The sequence below is a fragment of the Burkholderia sp. HI2500 genome (assembly GCF_002223055.1).
Taxonomy (GTDB): domain Bacteria; phylum Pseudomonadota; class Gammaproteobacteria; order Burkholderiales; family Burkholderiaceae; genus Burkholderia.
This window is the reverse complement of sequence record NZ_NKFL01000004.1, coordinates 2,105,114-2,120,540: the sequence shown is the minus strand read 5'-3', so window position 1 is coordinate 2,120,540 and position 15,427 is coordinate 2,105,114. Positions and strand designations below refer to the sequence as shown.

The window sequence follows — 15,427 nt, the reverse complement described above, 5'->3', positions numbered from 1 at the left end:
CACCGGCCTGCGTGGCGGGCCTGCTGCGGCATGCGCCGCGTGTCACGGCTTCAGACGATCGCGACCCAGTTCGCCCCACGTCCGCCCGGCACGCGTGCGCGCGGCGACAGGACGCCGTCGTCCGGCGCGATCGCATACACCGACACGAATTCAGACTGTTCGCCGCAGGCGACGAGCCAGCGTCCCGACGGGTCGATTGCGAACCCGCGCGGCTGCGTTTCGGTGGCGGTCGCGTGCGCGGGTTCGAACGTGCCGTCTTCGCTGCGGCGATAGCAGAGCAGGCGGCTCGACGTGCGTTCGCTGACATAGGCGAAACGCTCGTCGGGCGTCAGGTGCAGGTCGGCGGCCCAGACGGACGGTTCGGTGGGCGCGGGCGGCCGCGCATGGCCTTGCGCGAGTTCGGCGACGGCCGGATGGCGCGCGCTCACATGTGCATCACCGAGCCGGCCGGTGTCGGGGTCGCGCGCGAACGTCGCAAGCGTGGCCTGGAATTCGCTGACGACGACGAGCGTGCGGCCGTCATCCGCGAATTGCAGGTGACGCGGGCCGAACCCGGCCGGCACGCGCGTTTCGCCGTGTTCGAGCGCGCGCAGGCCGGCTGCGTCCTCGACGAGCGCGAAGCTGAACACGCGATCCGAGCCGAGCGAGCTGACGTATGCGAAACGGTTGTCCGGCGACACGATCACCGCGTGCGCGTTCGCGATGCTGCCCGTGACCTGCAGCGGCGTACCGTCGCCGTCGCGCACGCGCGCGGCGTCGTAGAGGCTCAGCGAATTCCCGCCGTACGACGCGCCGAGCAGCCAGCGCCCGCTGCGGTCGAGCGACAGGTACGCATGGCTCGCGTCGATCGCGGTGGTGCCGATGCGCACGAGCGCGCCGGTGGCCGCCACGACGCGGAACGCGACGATCGTCGGTTGTTCACCGCGCGTCGCGACGTAGAGCCGCGCACGGTCGGCCGGCACGGCGATCGGCATCGCGACGTCGGCCGCGGGATAGCGGGTGAGCGGCGCAAGCGTGCCGTCGGCCGCGAGCGAGAAGGTGGCGAGGTCGCCGTCGGCGGCATTCGAGACGACGACGGTCAGGCGGTCAGTGTTCGGCATGGCGGAGCATCGAAGCGTTCGTGAAGGACGCGTCGGCCGGCAGGCCGCGCGGCGGATCGCTGCGCCGGTGCGTGCGCGCGAACAGCGCGGCGACCGCGGCGACGAGCGAAGCGACCGCGAGCGCATACAGCCCGCCCGTGATCGAACCCGTATGTTGCTTCAGATAGCCGAACGCCGTCGGTGCGACGAAGCCGCCGAGGTTGCCGACCGAGTTGATCAGCGCGATCACGGCCGCGGCCACGCGCGTGTCGAGATAGCCCTGCGGGATCGGCCAGAACAGCGACGAGGCGGCCTTGAAGCCGAGCGCGGCGAAGCAGATCGACGCGAACGACCACACCGGATCGTGCGACGTCGACGCGAACAGCCCGCACGCGGCGAGCACCAGCGCGACCGCGAGCCAGCGCTGCGGATGCCTCCACTTCGACGACAGCACCGCGAAGCCGTACATCGCGCCGATCGCGATCATCCACGGAATCGTGTTGTACAGGCCGACCTGGAAATCGGTGAGCCCGCCCATCTTGCGGATGATCGTCGGCAGCCAGAACGTGGCCGCGTAGATCGTCAGCTGGATCGAGAAATACAGGAAGCAGAACAGCATGATCTGCGGATCGCGCAGCAGCGCGGTGGCGCGCACCGGCACGTTCGAGCGGACGTCGCGCGTCGCGCGCTCGTCGTCGAGCGCGTTCTGGAGCGCCGTGCGTTCTTCGGCCGTGAGCCAGGTCGCGTCGCGGATATGCGATTTCAGCAGCAGCCAGCTCGCGCCGCACAGGGCGACCGAGAACAGCCCTTCGATCAGGAACATCCATTGCCAGCCTTCGAGGCCGAAACCGCGGATCGACAGCAGCGCGCCGGTAACGGGCCCGGACAGCACCGACGCGAACGCGGAGCCGCCGAGGAAGATCGCCATCGCCTTGCCGCGCTCCTGCGGCGGCAGCCATTGCGACAGGTACAGCACGACGCCGGGGAAGAAGCCGGCCTCGGCCGCGCCGAGCAGGAAGCGCAGCGCGTAGAACGACGTGTCGTTCCACACGAACGCCATCGCGGCCGCGACGATGCCCCACGTCGCCATGATCCGGGCCAGCCAGATGCGTGCGCCGTAGCGCTGCATCAGCAGGTTCGACGGCACCTCGAACAGCGCATAGCCGACGAAGAACAGCCCGGCGCCGAGGCCGTACGCGGCCGCGCCGATGCCGATCGACGCCTCGAGGTGGCGATCGACGAAGCCGACGTTCACGCGGTCGATGTAGTTCGCGATGAACATGATCAGCACGAGCGGCAGCACGTGCCACTTCACTTTCGAGACGGCGGACGCGAGCGGGTCGCGTCCGGACAGGGCGGGCGAGGGCGGGTTCAAGCGTGTCTCCGGTCGGGCGGCGGCGGACGGGGCGGTGGCCCGCGTCGGCATCCGGGTGGCCGTTTGTGTAGTATGTCGTCGTATGACATGGTACGCCTGAGTGTCGATGAAGACGTCGCGGGTTTACCCGGAAATTGCCCAGAAATTGGGGAATTTCATGAGGAGCGTCAGTGACTCGTTCATGTCTGATGACGTATGACATGAGACGGGTAGGCGCCCATTGCCGCGTCTTCGGTCGCGGCCCGCACTGCGCGCGGGGGGCATCGGACGGGCCGCCCGTCCGGCGGCTGCCGTCGCCTTTGCTACGCCATCGACACGACGCTGTTGAGCAGCGTCTTCACGAGCACGGCCTGCCGTGTGGCGCCCGTCTTCGCGAAGATGCCGCGCAGGTGCGCACGTGCGGTGTTCTTCGTGATGCCGGTCGCGGCGGCCGCTTCGTCGAGCGTCAGCCCGTCGACGAGCAGCAGCGCGATTTCGGTTTCCATCGGCGTGAGCCGGAACAGCCGGTGCAGCATGTCGCGCGACGTCTGCGGCGACGACGCCGGATCGCGGACGAACACGGCGACGGCTGGCCGATGCTGGCGGTCCTCGGCGCCGCGGTAGGGCGCGAGCGGGCGCAGCAGCACGCTCAACGGCATCGCGCCGCCGGGGCGCGACAGCGTGGTGGCTTCGATGCGCGCGAGCGCGCCCGCACGGAAATGCTCGAGCGCGGCCTGCAGCGCCTTCTGCAGCCGGCGCTCGTCGAGCGGGCACGATGCGTGGAGCCGCTCCTGGCGCACGCACAGCCCGTCCTGCTGCTCGATCAGCCGCTCGGCGATGCGGTTGCGCTTGATCACGCGGCCGTCCTCGTCGACGATCGCGGTGCCGACGTCGAGCCGGTCGACGGTGCCCGCATACAGCGCGCGTTCGGCATCGAGCACGTCGAACGCCGCGTGCAGCTCGACCGCCCGCTGCAGGTGCGGCAGCAGCGTCGCGACCTGCGCGCGCTCGGCCGCGTCGAAATCGCGGCCGCCGTGCGCGCGGCTCACGAAGAACGCGCATTCGACGCCACGTTCGCCACGCAGGTTCGCGCCGAGGATGTAGCGCAGGTCGAGCGGCTGCAGGTACTGCCGGTAGAAATCGTGCGCGCGCCACGCGGTTTCGCCGAACAGCCGGTCGGCCGTGAAGACCTGGCCGGGCGGCTGGTCGAGAAACGGGCACAGCGCGTAGAACTGCTCGCTGTACGACGGCTCGCCGGGCAGCAGCGGGCCATGCGCCGACGCGTTGATGATGAGCCCGTGCCGCGCGCCGCCGGGGTTGCGCAGCACCAGCGTCGTGAAGCGCGCGTCGAGCCGCGCGCGGACCGCTTCGAGGAAGCCGGCCCACGGGGTTGTCTCTGACGGGCCCTGATAGACGAGCCCGAGCCACGCGCTGAGTTCGCGCGCCGTCCACGCCGCGTCGTCGAAACCGTCGTGCGCGGCCGGGTCGCCGGGCGCCAGCGCGATGGGCATGCTCGTGTTCTCCTGGTCGGGATGAAGGATTCCCGGACCAGCATACCGGCCGCCCGGCGGCCCGCGTCATCCGAACGGAGTAGGCGACGCGGGCAGGCCGGCAACCGCCGGGCTGCCCGCTTGCGGCGCTTACGCCGCGCGCTCGCGCAGCAGGTACGCGACGATCCGATCGGCCGCTTCTTCCGGCGACTCGGCGACCGTGTCGACGCGCAGTTCGGGCTGCGCGGGCGGTTCGTACGGCGAATCGATGCCCGTGAAGTGCTTCAGCTCGCCGCGCCGCGCCTTCTTGTACAGGCCCTTCGGGTCGCGCTCTTCGGCCACCGCGAGCGGCGTGTCGACGAACACTTCGACGAACTCGTCGGGGCCGACCCGCGCGCGCGCCATGTCGCGCTCCGCGCGGAACGGCGAGATGAACGACACGAGCGTGATGAGCCCCGCGTCGAGCATCAGCCGCGCGACTTCGGCGACGCGCCGGATGTTCTCCACGCGATCGGCCTCGGTGAAGCCGAGATCGCGATTGAGCCCGTGCCGCACGTTGTCGCCGTCGAGCAGGTACGTGTGCTTGCCGAGTGCATGCAGGCGCTTCTCGACGAGATTCGCGATCGTCGACTTGCCGGCGCCCGACAGGCCCGTCAGCCACACGATCCGCGGCGTCTGCGCCTTCTGCGCGGCACGCGCGGCGCGGTCGACGTCGACCGCCTGCCAGTGCACGTTGTGCGCGCGGCGCAGCGCGAAGTGCAGCATCCCGGCGCCGACCGTGTCGTTGGTGACGCGGTCGATCACGATGAAGCCGCCCGTGTGGCGGTTGCGGTCGTATGGGTCGAACGCGACCGGCCGGTCGAGGCTCAGGTTGCACACGCCGATCTCGTTGAGCGCGAGCGTGCGCGCCGCGAGATGCTCGCGCGTGTTCACGTCGATCTTGTACTTCGGCGTCGCGCAGGTCGCGCCGACCGTCTGCGTGCCGAGCTTCACGAGATACGGGCGGCCGGGCAGCAGCGGCGCGTCGTGCATCCACACGAGCGTCGCCTCGAACTGGTCGGCCACCTCGGGCGGCGCATCCGCGCGCGCGATCATGTCGCCGCGGCTGATGTCGATCTCGTCGGCGAGCGTGAGCGTCACCGCTTCGCCGGCGCGCGCGAGGTCGCTTTCGCCGCGTTGCGTGATCACCGACGCGACGCGGCTCTCCTTGCCGGACGGCAGCACGCGCACGCGCTCGCCGACGCGGACCTCGCCCGATGCGATGCTGCCCGCGTAACCGCGGAAGTTCAGGTGCGGGCGGTTGACCCACTGCACCGGCAGCCGGAACGGTTCGTCGCTGGTCACGCGCGCGGCGAGCGGCAGCGTGTCGAGATGCTGCATCAGCGTCGGGCCCGCGTACCACGGCATCCGCGCGCTTGGCGCGATCACGTTGTCGCCGCGCAGCGCCGACATCGGGATGCTGACGATCTCCGCCAGCCCGAGCTCGGCCGCGAACGCACGATAGTCGGCGTCGATGCGCTCGAACACGGCGCGGTCGTAGTCGACCAGGTCCATCTTGTTGATCGCGAGCACCACGCGCTTGATGCCGATCAGCGCGACGAGATGACTGTGGCGGCGCGTCTGCGTGAGTACCCCCTTGCGCGCATCGATCAGGATCACGGCAAGATCGGCGGTCGACGCGCCGGTGATCATGTTGCGTGTGTATTGCTCGTGGCCGGGCGTGTCGGCGACGATGAACTTGCGTCGCGCGGTCGCGAAGAAGCGGTACGCGACGTCGATCGTGATTCCTTGCTCGCGCTCGGCCGACAGGCCGTCGACGAGCAGCGCGAAATCGAGTTCGCCGCCTTGCGTGCCGACTTTCTTCGAATCGGCCTCGAGCTGCGTGAGCTGGTCGTCGAACAGCATGTTCGATTCGTAGAGCAGGCGGCCGATCAGCGTGCTCTTGCCGTCGTCGACGCTGCCGCACGTGATGAAGCGCAGCAGGTCCTGGGTTGGCGCGTGCGCTTCGCCGGCGGCGCTTGCCTCGGGCGCGGTGAGAACGTGTGCCATCAGAAATATCCCTCCTGTTTCTTCTTTTCCATCGAACCGGCCGAATCGCTGTCGATCAGTCGTCCTTGCCGTTCGGACGTGCGCGTCTCGCGCATCTCCTGCAGGATGTCGTCGAGCGACGTCGCGTCGCTGTCGATCGCGCCCGTCAGCGGATAGCAGCCGAGCGTGCGAAAGCGCACCTTGCGCATCTGCGGCACTTCGCCGTCGCGCAGCGGCAGGCGTTCGTCGTCGACCATGATCAGCGCGCCGTCGCGTTCGACCACGGGCCGTTCCTTCGCGAAGTAGAGCGGCACGATCGGGATATCGTGAAGCTGGATGTACTGCCAGATGTCGAGCTCGGTCCAGTTCGAGATCGGGAACACGCGCAGGCTTTCGCCCTTGCGCTTGCGCGCGTTGTACAGCGACCAGAGTTCGGGGCGCTGGCGCTTCGGGTCCCAGCGGTGCTGTTCCGAGCGCAGCGACACGATGCGCTCCTTTGCGCGCGATTTCTCCTCGTCGCGGCGGGCGCCGCCGAACGCGGCGTCGAAGCCGTAGTGATCGAGCGCCTGCTTGAGCCCCTGCGTCTTCCACACGTCGGTGTGCACGGCCGAGCCGTGCGTGAACGGATCGATGCCGTTCGCGATGCCTTCAGGGTTGATGTGCACACGCAGGTCGAGGCCGAGGCGCGTGGCCGTCTCGTCGCGAAACGCGATCATCTCGCGGAATTTCCAGGTCGTATCGACGTGCAGCAGCGGAAAGGGCGGCTTCGCCGGGTAGAACGCCTTCATCGCGAGATGCAGCATGACCGAGCTGTCCTTGCCGATCGAGTACAGCATCACCGGGTTCTCGCTCTCGGCGACCACCTCGCGCATGATGTGGATGCTTTCGGCCTCCAGCCGCTCCAAGTGGGTCAACATCGTTCGTCTCCTTGTTTCATGCCGGCGCCGCGCGACATGTGCGGCGTTTCGTGCATGACACCGACGGTATCGGGCGAGCGGCATGCCGATCTTCGTCCGGGTGGACTAAGCCGCGGCACGGCGGTGACGCGGATCTTTCCTTAGTCCACCCGGACGAAGTGGCGCGCGACGGCGACGCTTAAGGTGAGCGCTCGACCATCGGCGGAGACGACACATGACGGACGACAAACGTGCCACGCAATTGCTTTCGGGCCAGACCTGGGCCGACTTCTGCGACACCCTGAAACGCAGCGGAGAACAGATCCTGCGCGCCGAGGCGCCGGACGATCCGCTGACGCGCGCGGAAGGATTCCGCTACCTGAGCCGGCTGATGCGCATCGCGCTCGAGATGCACGTCGAGTTCGCGGACGGTGCATGGCCGGGCTTTTTCTCGCCGTCGCACGAGACCGCGAAGATCGGCGCCGACAATCCCGACAACCTGTACCAGTACGCGCGTCTCGACGGCCGCTGCGAATATCGCGTGACGGGGCGGCGCGGCACGGTGGCCTACCTGAGCTTCGGCACGCAGAAGGGCGGCTACGAGACCGACGGCAAGATGCTGCAGACGGGCTTTCTCGACGCGAAGCAGCTCGATATCGCGCCGGACGGCAGCTTCGAGATCGTGCTGAGCGAAACGCCGCGTGCGGGCAACTGGGTGCGCATGGAGCCGGGCACCAACGCGCTGCTGGTGCGCCAGACCTTCCTCGACCGGCGCGCGGAAACGCCGGCACAACTGAAGATCGAGCGCATCGGCGCCGACGATCGCCCGGCGCCGCTCGACCCGCTCGTGCTGCAGGGCGGCCTCACGCGCGCCGCGCAGTTCGTCGAGCAGACGTCGAAGCTGTTCGCGGACTGGGCCGCGAGCTACCGGTCGCACGTGAATGCGCTGCCGGCCGCCGACCAGGCGCTGTGCCAGTCGGTCGGCGGCGATCCGAACATCTATTACTACCACTCGTGCTGGTCGCTGGCCGATGACGAAGCACTCGTGATCGACGTCGACACGGTGCCCGACTGCGATTTCTGGAACGTGCAGCTCAACAACTACTGGATGGAATCGCTCGATTACCGGCACTTCGATATCTGCGTAAACAAGCACAGCGCGCGGCTGAATGCGGACGGCGGCGTGACGGTGGTCGTCGCGGCCGCACGGCCGGGCGATGCGAACTGGCTCGATACGGCCGGGCATCGCACCGGCACGATCTGCTGGCGCTGGGTGGGCGCCGCGCAGCCGGTGCATCCGCGCACGCGGGTGGTGAAGCTCGCGACGCTGAAGGAGGCCGCATGAACGCGCCGCTGGATCGAACCCGCACGCTGCTCGCGCCCGACGGGTTGATCGCCGAAGCCGTGTCGCGCACGGGCGGACTGACCGCATTCGGTGACGGGCCGTATCGCGAAGCACTCGACGTGATGTGCGCGTCGCTGATCGACGAAGCGACGCTGTCCGCACGCGGCGCGGAGATGATGCGCGAGAAGCTCGTCGGCCAGCTCGTGAACCGGCTCGTCATCGAGGATTACTTCCGGCGTCATCCGGAAATCGCGGAGATCGCGATCGACGATCCGCTCGTGATCGTCGGCCTGCCGCGCACCGGTACGACGCTGCTGCAGCGCCTGCTGGCCGTCGACCCGCGCTTCCATGCGGCCGCGTGGTGGGAAACCCGCTACCCGGCGCCGCTTGCAGGCGAGACGCTCGCCGAGCCGACGGTGCGCATCGCGCGTGCGCGGGCCGAGGTCGCGACGATGATCGACTGCATTCCGCAGATCCTGACGATCCATCCGCTCGATGCGATGCTCGCGGACGAGGAGTTCATGCTGATGGAGCATGCGTTCGTGTGCGCGATGGATTCGTATGCGAACGTGCCGCGCTACACCGCGTGGCTCGCGCGGCAGGATCTCACGCTGGTCTATACGTACCTGAGGCGGATGCTGCAGTTCCTGCAATGGCAAAAGGCGCAGCGCGGCGTCGCGCCGGCTGCGCGCTGGCTGCTGAAGACGCCGCAGCACCTGCATGCGCTCGACGTGCTGTGCCGCGTATTTCCGCGTGCGCAGGTCGTGCTCACGCATCGCGATCCGGCGCAGACGATTCCGTCGATGGCGAGCATGGCGCACACGTTGTGGCAGATGTATGCGGACGATCCGGATCCGCTTGCCGTCGGTGCGCAGTGGAACGCGGGGATGGCACGCGCGATCGGTGCGGCGATGGCCGCGCGCGATGCGCTGCCGGCCGACCGCTTCCTCGACGTGCGCTTCGAGGACACGGTGTCGAATCCGCTCGGCGTTGCCGAGGCCGTGTACGCGTTTGCCGGGATGCCGCTCGATGCGCGGCAGCGCACGGCGATGACGGACTGGATGGCGCGCAACGGCCGCGACAAGCGTGCCCCGCACGACTATTCGATCGCGCGCTTCGGCTTCACCGATGCACAGCTCGCGCGCGACTTCGCCGCGTATCGCGCGCGGCACCTGCGGGCAGCCGGCTGACGGCCATTGCTCGCGAGATCAACGACAACCAGGAGACAACCCATGTTGCTGAAGGACAAGATCGTCGTGATTTCCGGAATCGGGCCCGGGCTCGGCGTGAAGCTCGCCGTCGAGGCCGCGCGCGAGGGTGCGCGCGGCGTGGTCGTCGCGGCGCGCACGCTCGAAAAGCTCGATGACGCCGAAGCGCGAATCCACGCACTCGGCGTCGACTGCGACGTGCTGAAGGTGCAGACCGACATCACCGACCGTGCACAATGCCGCCAGCTCGCGACGCAGGCCGTCGAGCGCTTCGGCCGGATCGACGCGCTCGTGAACAGCGCATTCGTGCACGGTACGTTTCCGGAACCGGTGGAGGAGGCCGACCTGGATGGCTGGCGCGTGGTGTTCGACACCAACGTGTTCGGCACGATGGCGCTCACGCAGGAAGTCGTGCCGCACATGAAGCGGCACAAGCGCGGCGCGATCGTGATGATCAACACGCAGGCGACCCGCAAGCCGTTTGCAGGGGAAGGCGGCTACGCTGTATCGAAGGGGGCGCTCGCGGTTGCGGCAAAATACCTGGCGCGCGAACTCGGCGTGCACGGCATTCGTGCGAACAGCATCCACATGGGGTGGATGTGGGGCGTGCCGACCCAGACGTATTTCCGGCAGGCGGCTGCCGAGTACGGCATGACGGAAGAGCAGGTCATCGCGCCGATCGCGTCGAGCATCGCGCTCGCGAAGCTGCCGACCGACGACGACTGCGCGCGCGCGGCGCTGTTCCTCGCGTCGGACTATGCGAATGCGGTGACGGGCGCGACGCTCGACGCGAATGGCGGCGATTTCATGCCCTGACGATGGAGCAAAGGATCATGCAGGACAACCACGAAATACGACACTTCTTTGCATTCAACGGCGATGCGGACGGGCTGTGCGCGCTTCAGCAGCTGCGGCTCGCGGAGGGCGTGCACGGCACGCTCGTGACCGGCGTGAAACGCGACATCAAGCTGCTCCAGCGGATCGACGCGCGGGCGGGCGACATCGTCACCGTGCTCGACGTGTCGCACGACCAGAATCGCGACGCGTGTGCGCGGCTGCTGCGCGACGGCGCGACGGTCCGCTATTTCGACCATCACTTCGCGGGTGAACTGCCCGACGATCCGCGCTTCGACGCGCATATCGACACGGCGGCCGACGTCTGCACGAGCGCGATCGTGAACCGCTATCTCGACGGCCGGCACGTGCGCTGGGCGATCGTCGCGGCGTTCGGCGACGAGTTGCCGGCGCTCGGCCACGCGCTGGCGAGTGAGCACGGGATCGACGAGGCGCAACGCGACACGCTCGCCGAACTCGGGCTCTACCTGAACTACAACGCGTACGGCGAGTGTGTCGGCGATCTGCATTTCGACCCGGCCGCGCTCGCCGATGCGATGCTGCCGTGCGTCGACCCGCTCGATTTCGTGCGCGAGACAACCGTGTTCGCCGCGCTGCGCGACGGCTACCGCGACGACATGGCGCGCGCGTGCGCACTCGCGCCGCTGCGCGAGGTGCCCGGTGCGACGCTGGTCCGGATGCCTGATCATCCGTGGGCGCGGCGCGCGACGGGCATGCTCGCGAACGAACGGATGCGCAACGCGCCGCATGCGGCGCTCGCGGTGCTGTCGCCGCGCGCGGACGGCGGGCTCGTCGTCAGCGTGCGCGTGCCCGATGGCCGGCCGCTCGGCGCCGACGAATTCTGTCGCGGCTTTCCGACCGGCGGCGGGCGCAAGCGCGCGGGCGGCATCAACCATCTGCCGGAAACCGAGTTCGACGCATTTGCCGAGCGATTCGAGGCCGCGTTCAGGCTCGATTGACGCAGCGGGCTGCGACGATGCGTGCGCCGTGCACCTGCGCACGACGCGCGCATCGCGAATGGATCAACCGGTCGCGCCCGCGAGCACGGCCGGCACGTTGTGACCGTAGCAGCGTTCCTCGACGCGCTCGGCGATGCGCCAACCTTGCGCGGTGCGCACGAACCGGTCGACGTACCACAGCCCGAGAAACATCACCTGCGTGCCGCCGTCCGGCAGCGCGACTTCCATCGGATTGAAGCAGATCGTGCGGCCGCGTGCGGTATCGCCGTCGAGCCGGATCGACAGGTTGGCGACCATGTGCTGGTACTGCGGAAACTGCGGCAACACGGTGCGCAGCCAGACCTTCACCTCCGGATAGCGGCCGGCGATGCCGCCCATCGAGCGATAGTCGATCGCGGCATCGGGTGTGAACACCGCGTCGAGCGCGTCGAAGTCGCGCGTGTCGATCGCGCTCGAATACGCGACGATCAACTCGCGGATGTCGTGATGGTCGGACAGCGTTTGCAGATCGGGCATCGGCGGCTCCCGGTCACGCGCCGTTGCGCCGGCGTGCCGCGTGGAGCGCTTCGGCGCGCTGCTTCACGTCGCGCGCGCACTGGTCGAAACCCTGTTTCACCCAAGCGCCGTGGTTCTGCATGATCGTGTCCGCATTGATGCCGAGGAACTGGTCGGTCGTGAAATAGCGGCAGCGCTCCGCGCCGATCGCGTCGATGTACTGGTCGCGGCGCGCGGCGTCCTTGTTGTCGTCGGTCGGGCGCTGCTCCCACGACAGCAGGCGTTCGGGTTCGTACGCGACGAGGATCTCGTTGACGGGAATCACGGTCTCCGTGCCCGGGATGCGCACCTGCATGTGCACGAAATCGCCGAGCCTGCCGGTCGTTTCGAAGCCGACGCAGAACGTGTTCCATTCGCCGTAGCGCGGGAAGTCGGTCAGCACTTCCCAGACGACGGAGGCCGGTGCGTCGATGTCGACGGTGATCGAGGTGACGAGATTCGAGGGTTTGGTCATGGCGATGTATCGGATCGGATGAAACCGCGCCTACCCGGGTGGCGGGACGCGTCGCGGCAGTCGCAAGGAGTCGCGCCGGTATCGGTCGGCGCGCGTGACGGGTGTGGCTCGGGACGTGCGGGGGCGTTTTCGCCGGCACGTGCCGCGCAGCGCAGCGCACCCGACATCGAGCGTAGGCCGGCGCACGCGGCGAAGAATCGTCGGAATGGACTAAGGCGTTTCACCGGGGCGGCAGGGGGGGGGCGATCGCCGCGACGGTCGGCGGCAGGGGCGCGCCGGCGCATCATGCACGCAGAACGTCGACACCACGCAGCGCAGCCGCGACAATACGGGTCTCTTTCCGCTTTCGTCTTCGAGGTGCCCGTGTCCGCCAAGTCGTCCATTGCTCCCGTGATCGTCTGGTTTCGCGACGATTTGCGCGTGACCGACCAGCCCGCGCTGACGCGCGCGGTGGAATCTGGTCGGCCGCTCATCTGCGTATTCGTCGACGACACGGGCGACGGCGCCGGACGAACGCTCGGCGGCGCGGCGCGCTGGTGGCTGCACGGGTCGCTGGCCGGGCTCGACGCGGCGCTCGCGCGTCATGGCGGGCGCCTGCTGCTGTTGCGCGGCGACGCGCCGCGCGAGATCGAGCGCATCGTGCACGACACGGGCGCGCAAGCCGTGTACTGGAACCGCCGCTACGCGCAACCGCAGCGCGACGCCGACGCGGCGCTGAAGGCCTCGCTCAAGGCGCGCGGTGTCACGGTCGAGAGCAGCAACGGCAGCCTGCTGAACGAGCCGTGGGAGGTGCTGACGGGCGGCGGCACCCCGTATCAGGTGTTCACCGCGTACTGGCGTGCGGCGCGACGGGATCGCACGGTCGCCGCGCCGCTGCCGGAACCCGAGCGGATCGCGTTTCATCCGTGGCCGAAAACCCTGCGTGACCGCGCGCTGGCGCTCGACGCGCTTGCGTTGCGGCCGCATTCGCCGGATTGGGCCGGCGGCCTGCGCGATGCGTGGCCCATGCCCGACGAAGCCGGCGCGCACGCGCAGCTCGACGCGTTCCTGACGACATCGCTCGCCGGCTATGCGGACGCGCGCGATCTTCCCGACCGTCCCGCGACGAGCCGGCTGTCGCCGTTCCTGCGCTTCGGCAACGTGTCGCCGCGACAGGTGTGGCACGCGGTGCAGGGTGCCGCGAGCGCAGGCGGCGCGGCGGTTGCCGCGGACGCCGACAAATTCCTGAGCGAACTCGGCTGGCGCGAGTTCAGCTACACGCTGCTGTACCACTTCCCGGCGCTCGCGACCGACAACTTCCGCGCGCAGTTCGACGCGATGCCGTGGCGTGACGATCCCGCCGCGCTGCGCGCATGGCAGCGCGGGCTGACCGGCTATCCGCTCGTCGACGCGGGCCTGCGCGAACTGTGGACGACCGGCTGGATGCACAACCGCGTGCGGATGGTCGTCGCGTCGTTCCTGATCAAGCACCTGCTGCTCGACTGGCGTGCGGGCGAAGCGTGGTTCTGGGACACGCTGGTCGACGCCGATCCCGCGAACAACGCGGCGAGCTGGCAGTGGGTGGCCGGCTGCGGCGCCGACGCCGCGCCGTATTTCCGCATCTTCAATCCGGTCGCGCAGGGGCAGAAGTTCGATCCGGACGGCGCGTACGTGCGGCGCTGGGTGCCCGAGCTTGCCGGCCTCGACAACGCATCGATCCACGCGCCGTGGGAAGCGTCGCCGCTGGAACTCGACGCGGCCGGCGTGCGGCTCGGCGTCGATTACCCGGCGCCGCTCGTCGAGCATGCGGCCGCGCGTGCCCGTGCGCTCGATGCGCTGGCGGCGTTGCCGAAGCGCCGCTGACCGCACGCGCCGGACGGCCGCATCAATTGCAGAACGCGACGTGTTCGAGCAGCGCGTACACGACGCCCGAACTGAAATAGGCCGCGCCGCACCACGCGACGAACGCGAGCGTGCCGGCGGCCAGCGCCGCGCGGATCATGCCCATGCCGCGTTGCCCGATGCCGGGCGCGCGACGCGCGCGTCGTTGATCGGCAGGTGCAGCAACGCCGCGAGTACGCCGAGGGCGATCGAGCCGATCCACAGCGGCATGTACGAATGCGTCGCGTCGTACACCACCGCGCCGAGCCAGACGCCGAAGAAGCTGCCGAGCTGGTGCCCGAAGAACACGAAGCCGAACAGCGTCGCGATGTAGCGCACGCCGAACATCTGCGAGATCACGCCATTCGTCAGCGGCACGGTGCCGAGCCACGTGAATCCCATCACGGCCGCGAACACGTAGACGCTCGCGGGCGACAGGGGGGCTGCGACGAACGCGGCCATCGTGAGCGCCCGCACGAGGTACAGCACCGACAGCACGTACTTGCGCCGCAGCAGCCCGCCGAGATGGCCGCACGCATAGGTGCCGGCCACGTTGGTCAGCGCGATCAGCGCGAGCGCGACGCTCGCGTGGCGTGCCGGCAGCCCGTGGTCGAGCAGGTACGCGGGAAGATGCGTCGCGATGAACGCGAGCTGGAAGCCGCATGCGAAGAAGCCCGCGTTCAGCAGCCAGAAGCCGCGATGCGCGAACGCCTCGCGCACGGCTTCGCCGATCGACTGGTCGGGGCCGGCGGCGGCAGCCCGCGCGGGTCGGTCGCGTAGCAGCAGGGCGAGCGGTGCGAGCAGCGCCGCGACGAGCGCCAGTGCGATGAACGCGTGCCGCCAGCCGATGCCGCCGATCAGCGTCTGCGCGACGGGCACCATGCAGAACTGGCCGAGCCCGCCGATCGCGCCCGCGACGCCGAGCGCCCAGCCGCGGCGGTCGGGCGGAAACAGGCGGCTCAGCGCGCCATAGATCGACGCGAACGCCGAGCCCGACAGCGCGATGCCGATCACGAGCCCGGCGCCGACCGTGAACATGCCGGTCGTCGCCGCATACGCCATCGTGACGAGCCCGGCCGCATACAGCAGCATCCCGGCGACGATCACGCGCAGCGAGCCGAAGCGATCGGCGACCATCCCGGTGAACGGCTGCGCGACGCCCCAGATCAGGTTCTGCAGCGCGAGGGCGAGCCCGAACGCTTCGCGCGACCAGCCGTGGTCGAGCGACACCGGCGCGAGGAACAGGCCCTGCACGTGGCGGATGCCGAGCGCGGCGCCCATGATCAGGCCGCCGGCCAGGACGGGCAGCCAGCGGCGGCGGACTTCCTGCTCGATCGGGGTCAT

Annotated in this window: 14 protein-coding genes; 5 read left to right on the top strand and 9 right to left on the bottom strand. The window is 69.1% G+C overall.

Going from position 1 to position 15,427, the window contains the following annotated elements; all coding sequences use genetic code 11:
* Positions 1-50 precede the first annotated feature (50 nt).
* From CFB45_RS12555 to cysD, 5 genes are all read right to left on the bottom strand, one after another.
* Positions 51-1,100: a lactonase family protein gene (locus tag CFB45_RS12555; RefSeq protein ID WP_089425813.1), complete on the bottom strand. Its 1,050-nt coding sequence runs from the start codon at positions 1,098-1,100 to the stop codon at positions 51-53.
* Entirely contained in the window at positions 1,087-2,454 is a 1,368-nt protein-coding gene (locus CFB45_RS12550; RefSeq protein ID WP_089425812.1) for an MFS transporter, read from the bottom strand. The genes CFB45_RS12555 and CFB45_RS12550 overlap by 14 nt, the downstream gene beginning before the upstream one ends.
* Before the next feature lie 302 nt (positions 2,455-2,756).
* Positions 2,757-3,944 (bottom strand): helix-turn-helix transcriptional regulator, encoded by a 1,188-nt coding sequence (locus tag CFB45_RS12540; RefSeq protein ID WP_089425810.1) that lies wholly within the window; start codon positions 3,942-3,944, stop codon positions 2,757-2,759.
* A gap of 129 nt (positions 3,945-4,073) precedes the next feature.
* Entirely contained in the window at positions 4,074-5,972 is a 1,899-nt protein-coding gene (gene cysN / locus CFB45_RS12535) for a sulfate adenylyltransferase subunit CysN (protein WP_089425809.1), read from the bottom strand.
* Positions 5,972-6,868 (bottom strand): sulfate adenylyltransferase subunit CysD, encoded by an 897-nt coding sequence (gene cysD, locus CFB45_RS12530; protein WP_089425808.1) that lies wholly within the window; start codon positions 6,866-6,868, stop codon positions 5,972-5,974. Before cysD ends, cysN begins: the two co-directional genes overlap by 1 nt.
* Before the next feature lie 214 nt (positions 6,869-7,082).
* Between cysD and CFB45_RS12525 the strand changes: the two genes are divergently transcribed.
* From CFB45_RS12525 to CFB45_RS12510, 4 genes are read left to right on the top strand one after another with little or no spacing between them, the layout of a single operon-like run.
* Positions 7,083-8,192, top strand: a complete 1,110-nt coding sequence (locus CFB45_RS12525; RefSeq protein WP_089425807.1) for a DUF1214 domain-containing protein — start codon at positions 7,083-7,085, stop codon at positions 8,190-8,192.
* On the top strand, positions 8,189-9,382 hold the full coding sequence (locus CFB45_RS12520) for a sulfotransferase family protein (RefSeq protein WP_089425806.1): 1,194 nt from the start codon (positions 8,189-8,191) through the stop codon (positions 9,380-9,382). The genes CFB45_RS12525 and CFB45_RS12520 overlap by 4 nt, the downstream gene beginning before the upstream one ends.
* Before the next feature lie 42 nt (positions 9,383-9,424).
* The gene (locus CFB45_RS12515; protein WP_089425805.1) at positions 9,425-10,216 is read left to right on the top strand and encodes an SDR family oxidoreductase; all 792 of its coding nucleotides are present in this window, start codon (positions 9,425-9,427) and stop codon (positions 10,214-10,216) included.
* A 17-nt stretch (positions 10,217-10,233) separates the two neighbouring features.
* On the top strand, positions 10,234-11,214 hold the full coding sequence (locus tag CFB45_RS12510; RefSeq protein ID WP_089425960.1) for an acetyltransferase: 981 nt from the start codon (positions 10,234-10,236) through the stop codon (positions 11,212-11,214).
* 63 nt (positions 11,215-11,277) lie between these two features.
* On the opposite strand, the gene CFB45_RS12505 is transcribed toward CFB45_RS12510, so the two are convergent.
* Positions 11,278-11,730 (bottom strand): nuclear transport factor 2 family protein, encoded by a 453-nt coding sequence (locus CFB45_RS12505; protein WP_089425804.1) that lies wholly within the window; start codon positions 11,728-11,730, stop codon positions 11,278-11,280.
* A gap of 13 nt (positions 11,731-11,743) precedes the next feature.
* Positions 11,744-12,223, bottom strand: coding sequence for an SRPBCC domain-containing protein (locus CFB45_RS12500; RefSeq protein ID WP_089425803.1), 480 nt, complete (start codon positions 12,221-12,223; stop codon positions 11,744-11,746).
* Between the two features lie 363 nt (positions 12,224-12,586).
* On the opposite strand from CFB45_RS12500, the gene CFB45_RS12495 reads away from it, so the two are divergent.
* Positions 12,587-14,065: a cryptochrome/photolyase family protein gene (locus CFB45_RS12495; protein WP_089425959.1), complete on the top strand. Its 1,479-nt coding sequence runs from the start codon at positions 12,587-12,589 to the stop codon at positions 14,063-14,065.
* Between the two features lie 22 nt (positions 14,066-14,087).
* On the opposite strand, the gene CFB45_RS39435 is transcribed toward CFB45_RS12495, so the two are convergent.
* Positions 14,088-14,210, bottom strand: coding sequence for a hypothetical protein (locus CFB45_RS39435; RefSeq protein ID WP_256976638.1), 123 nt, complete (start codon positions 14,208-14,210; stop codon positions 14,088-14,090).
* The gene (locus CFB45_RS12490; RefSeq protein WP_089425802.1) at positions 14,201-15,427 is read right to left on the bottom strand and encodes an MFS transporter; all 1,227 of its coding nucleotides are present in this window, start codon (positions 15,425-15,427) and stop codon (positions 14,201-14,203) included. The genes CFB45_RS39435 and CFB45_RS12490 overlap by 10 nt, the downstream gene beginning before the upstream one ends.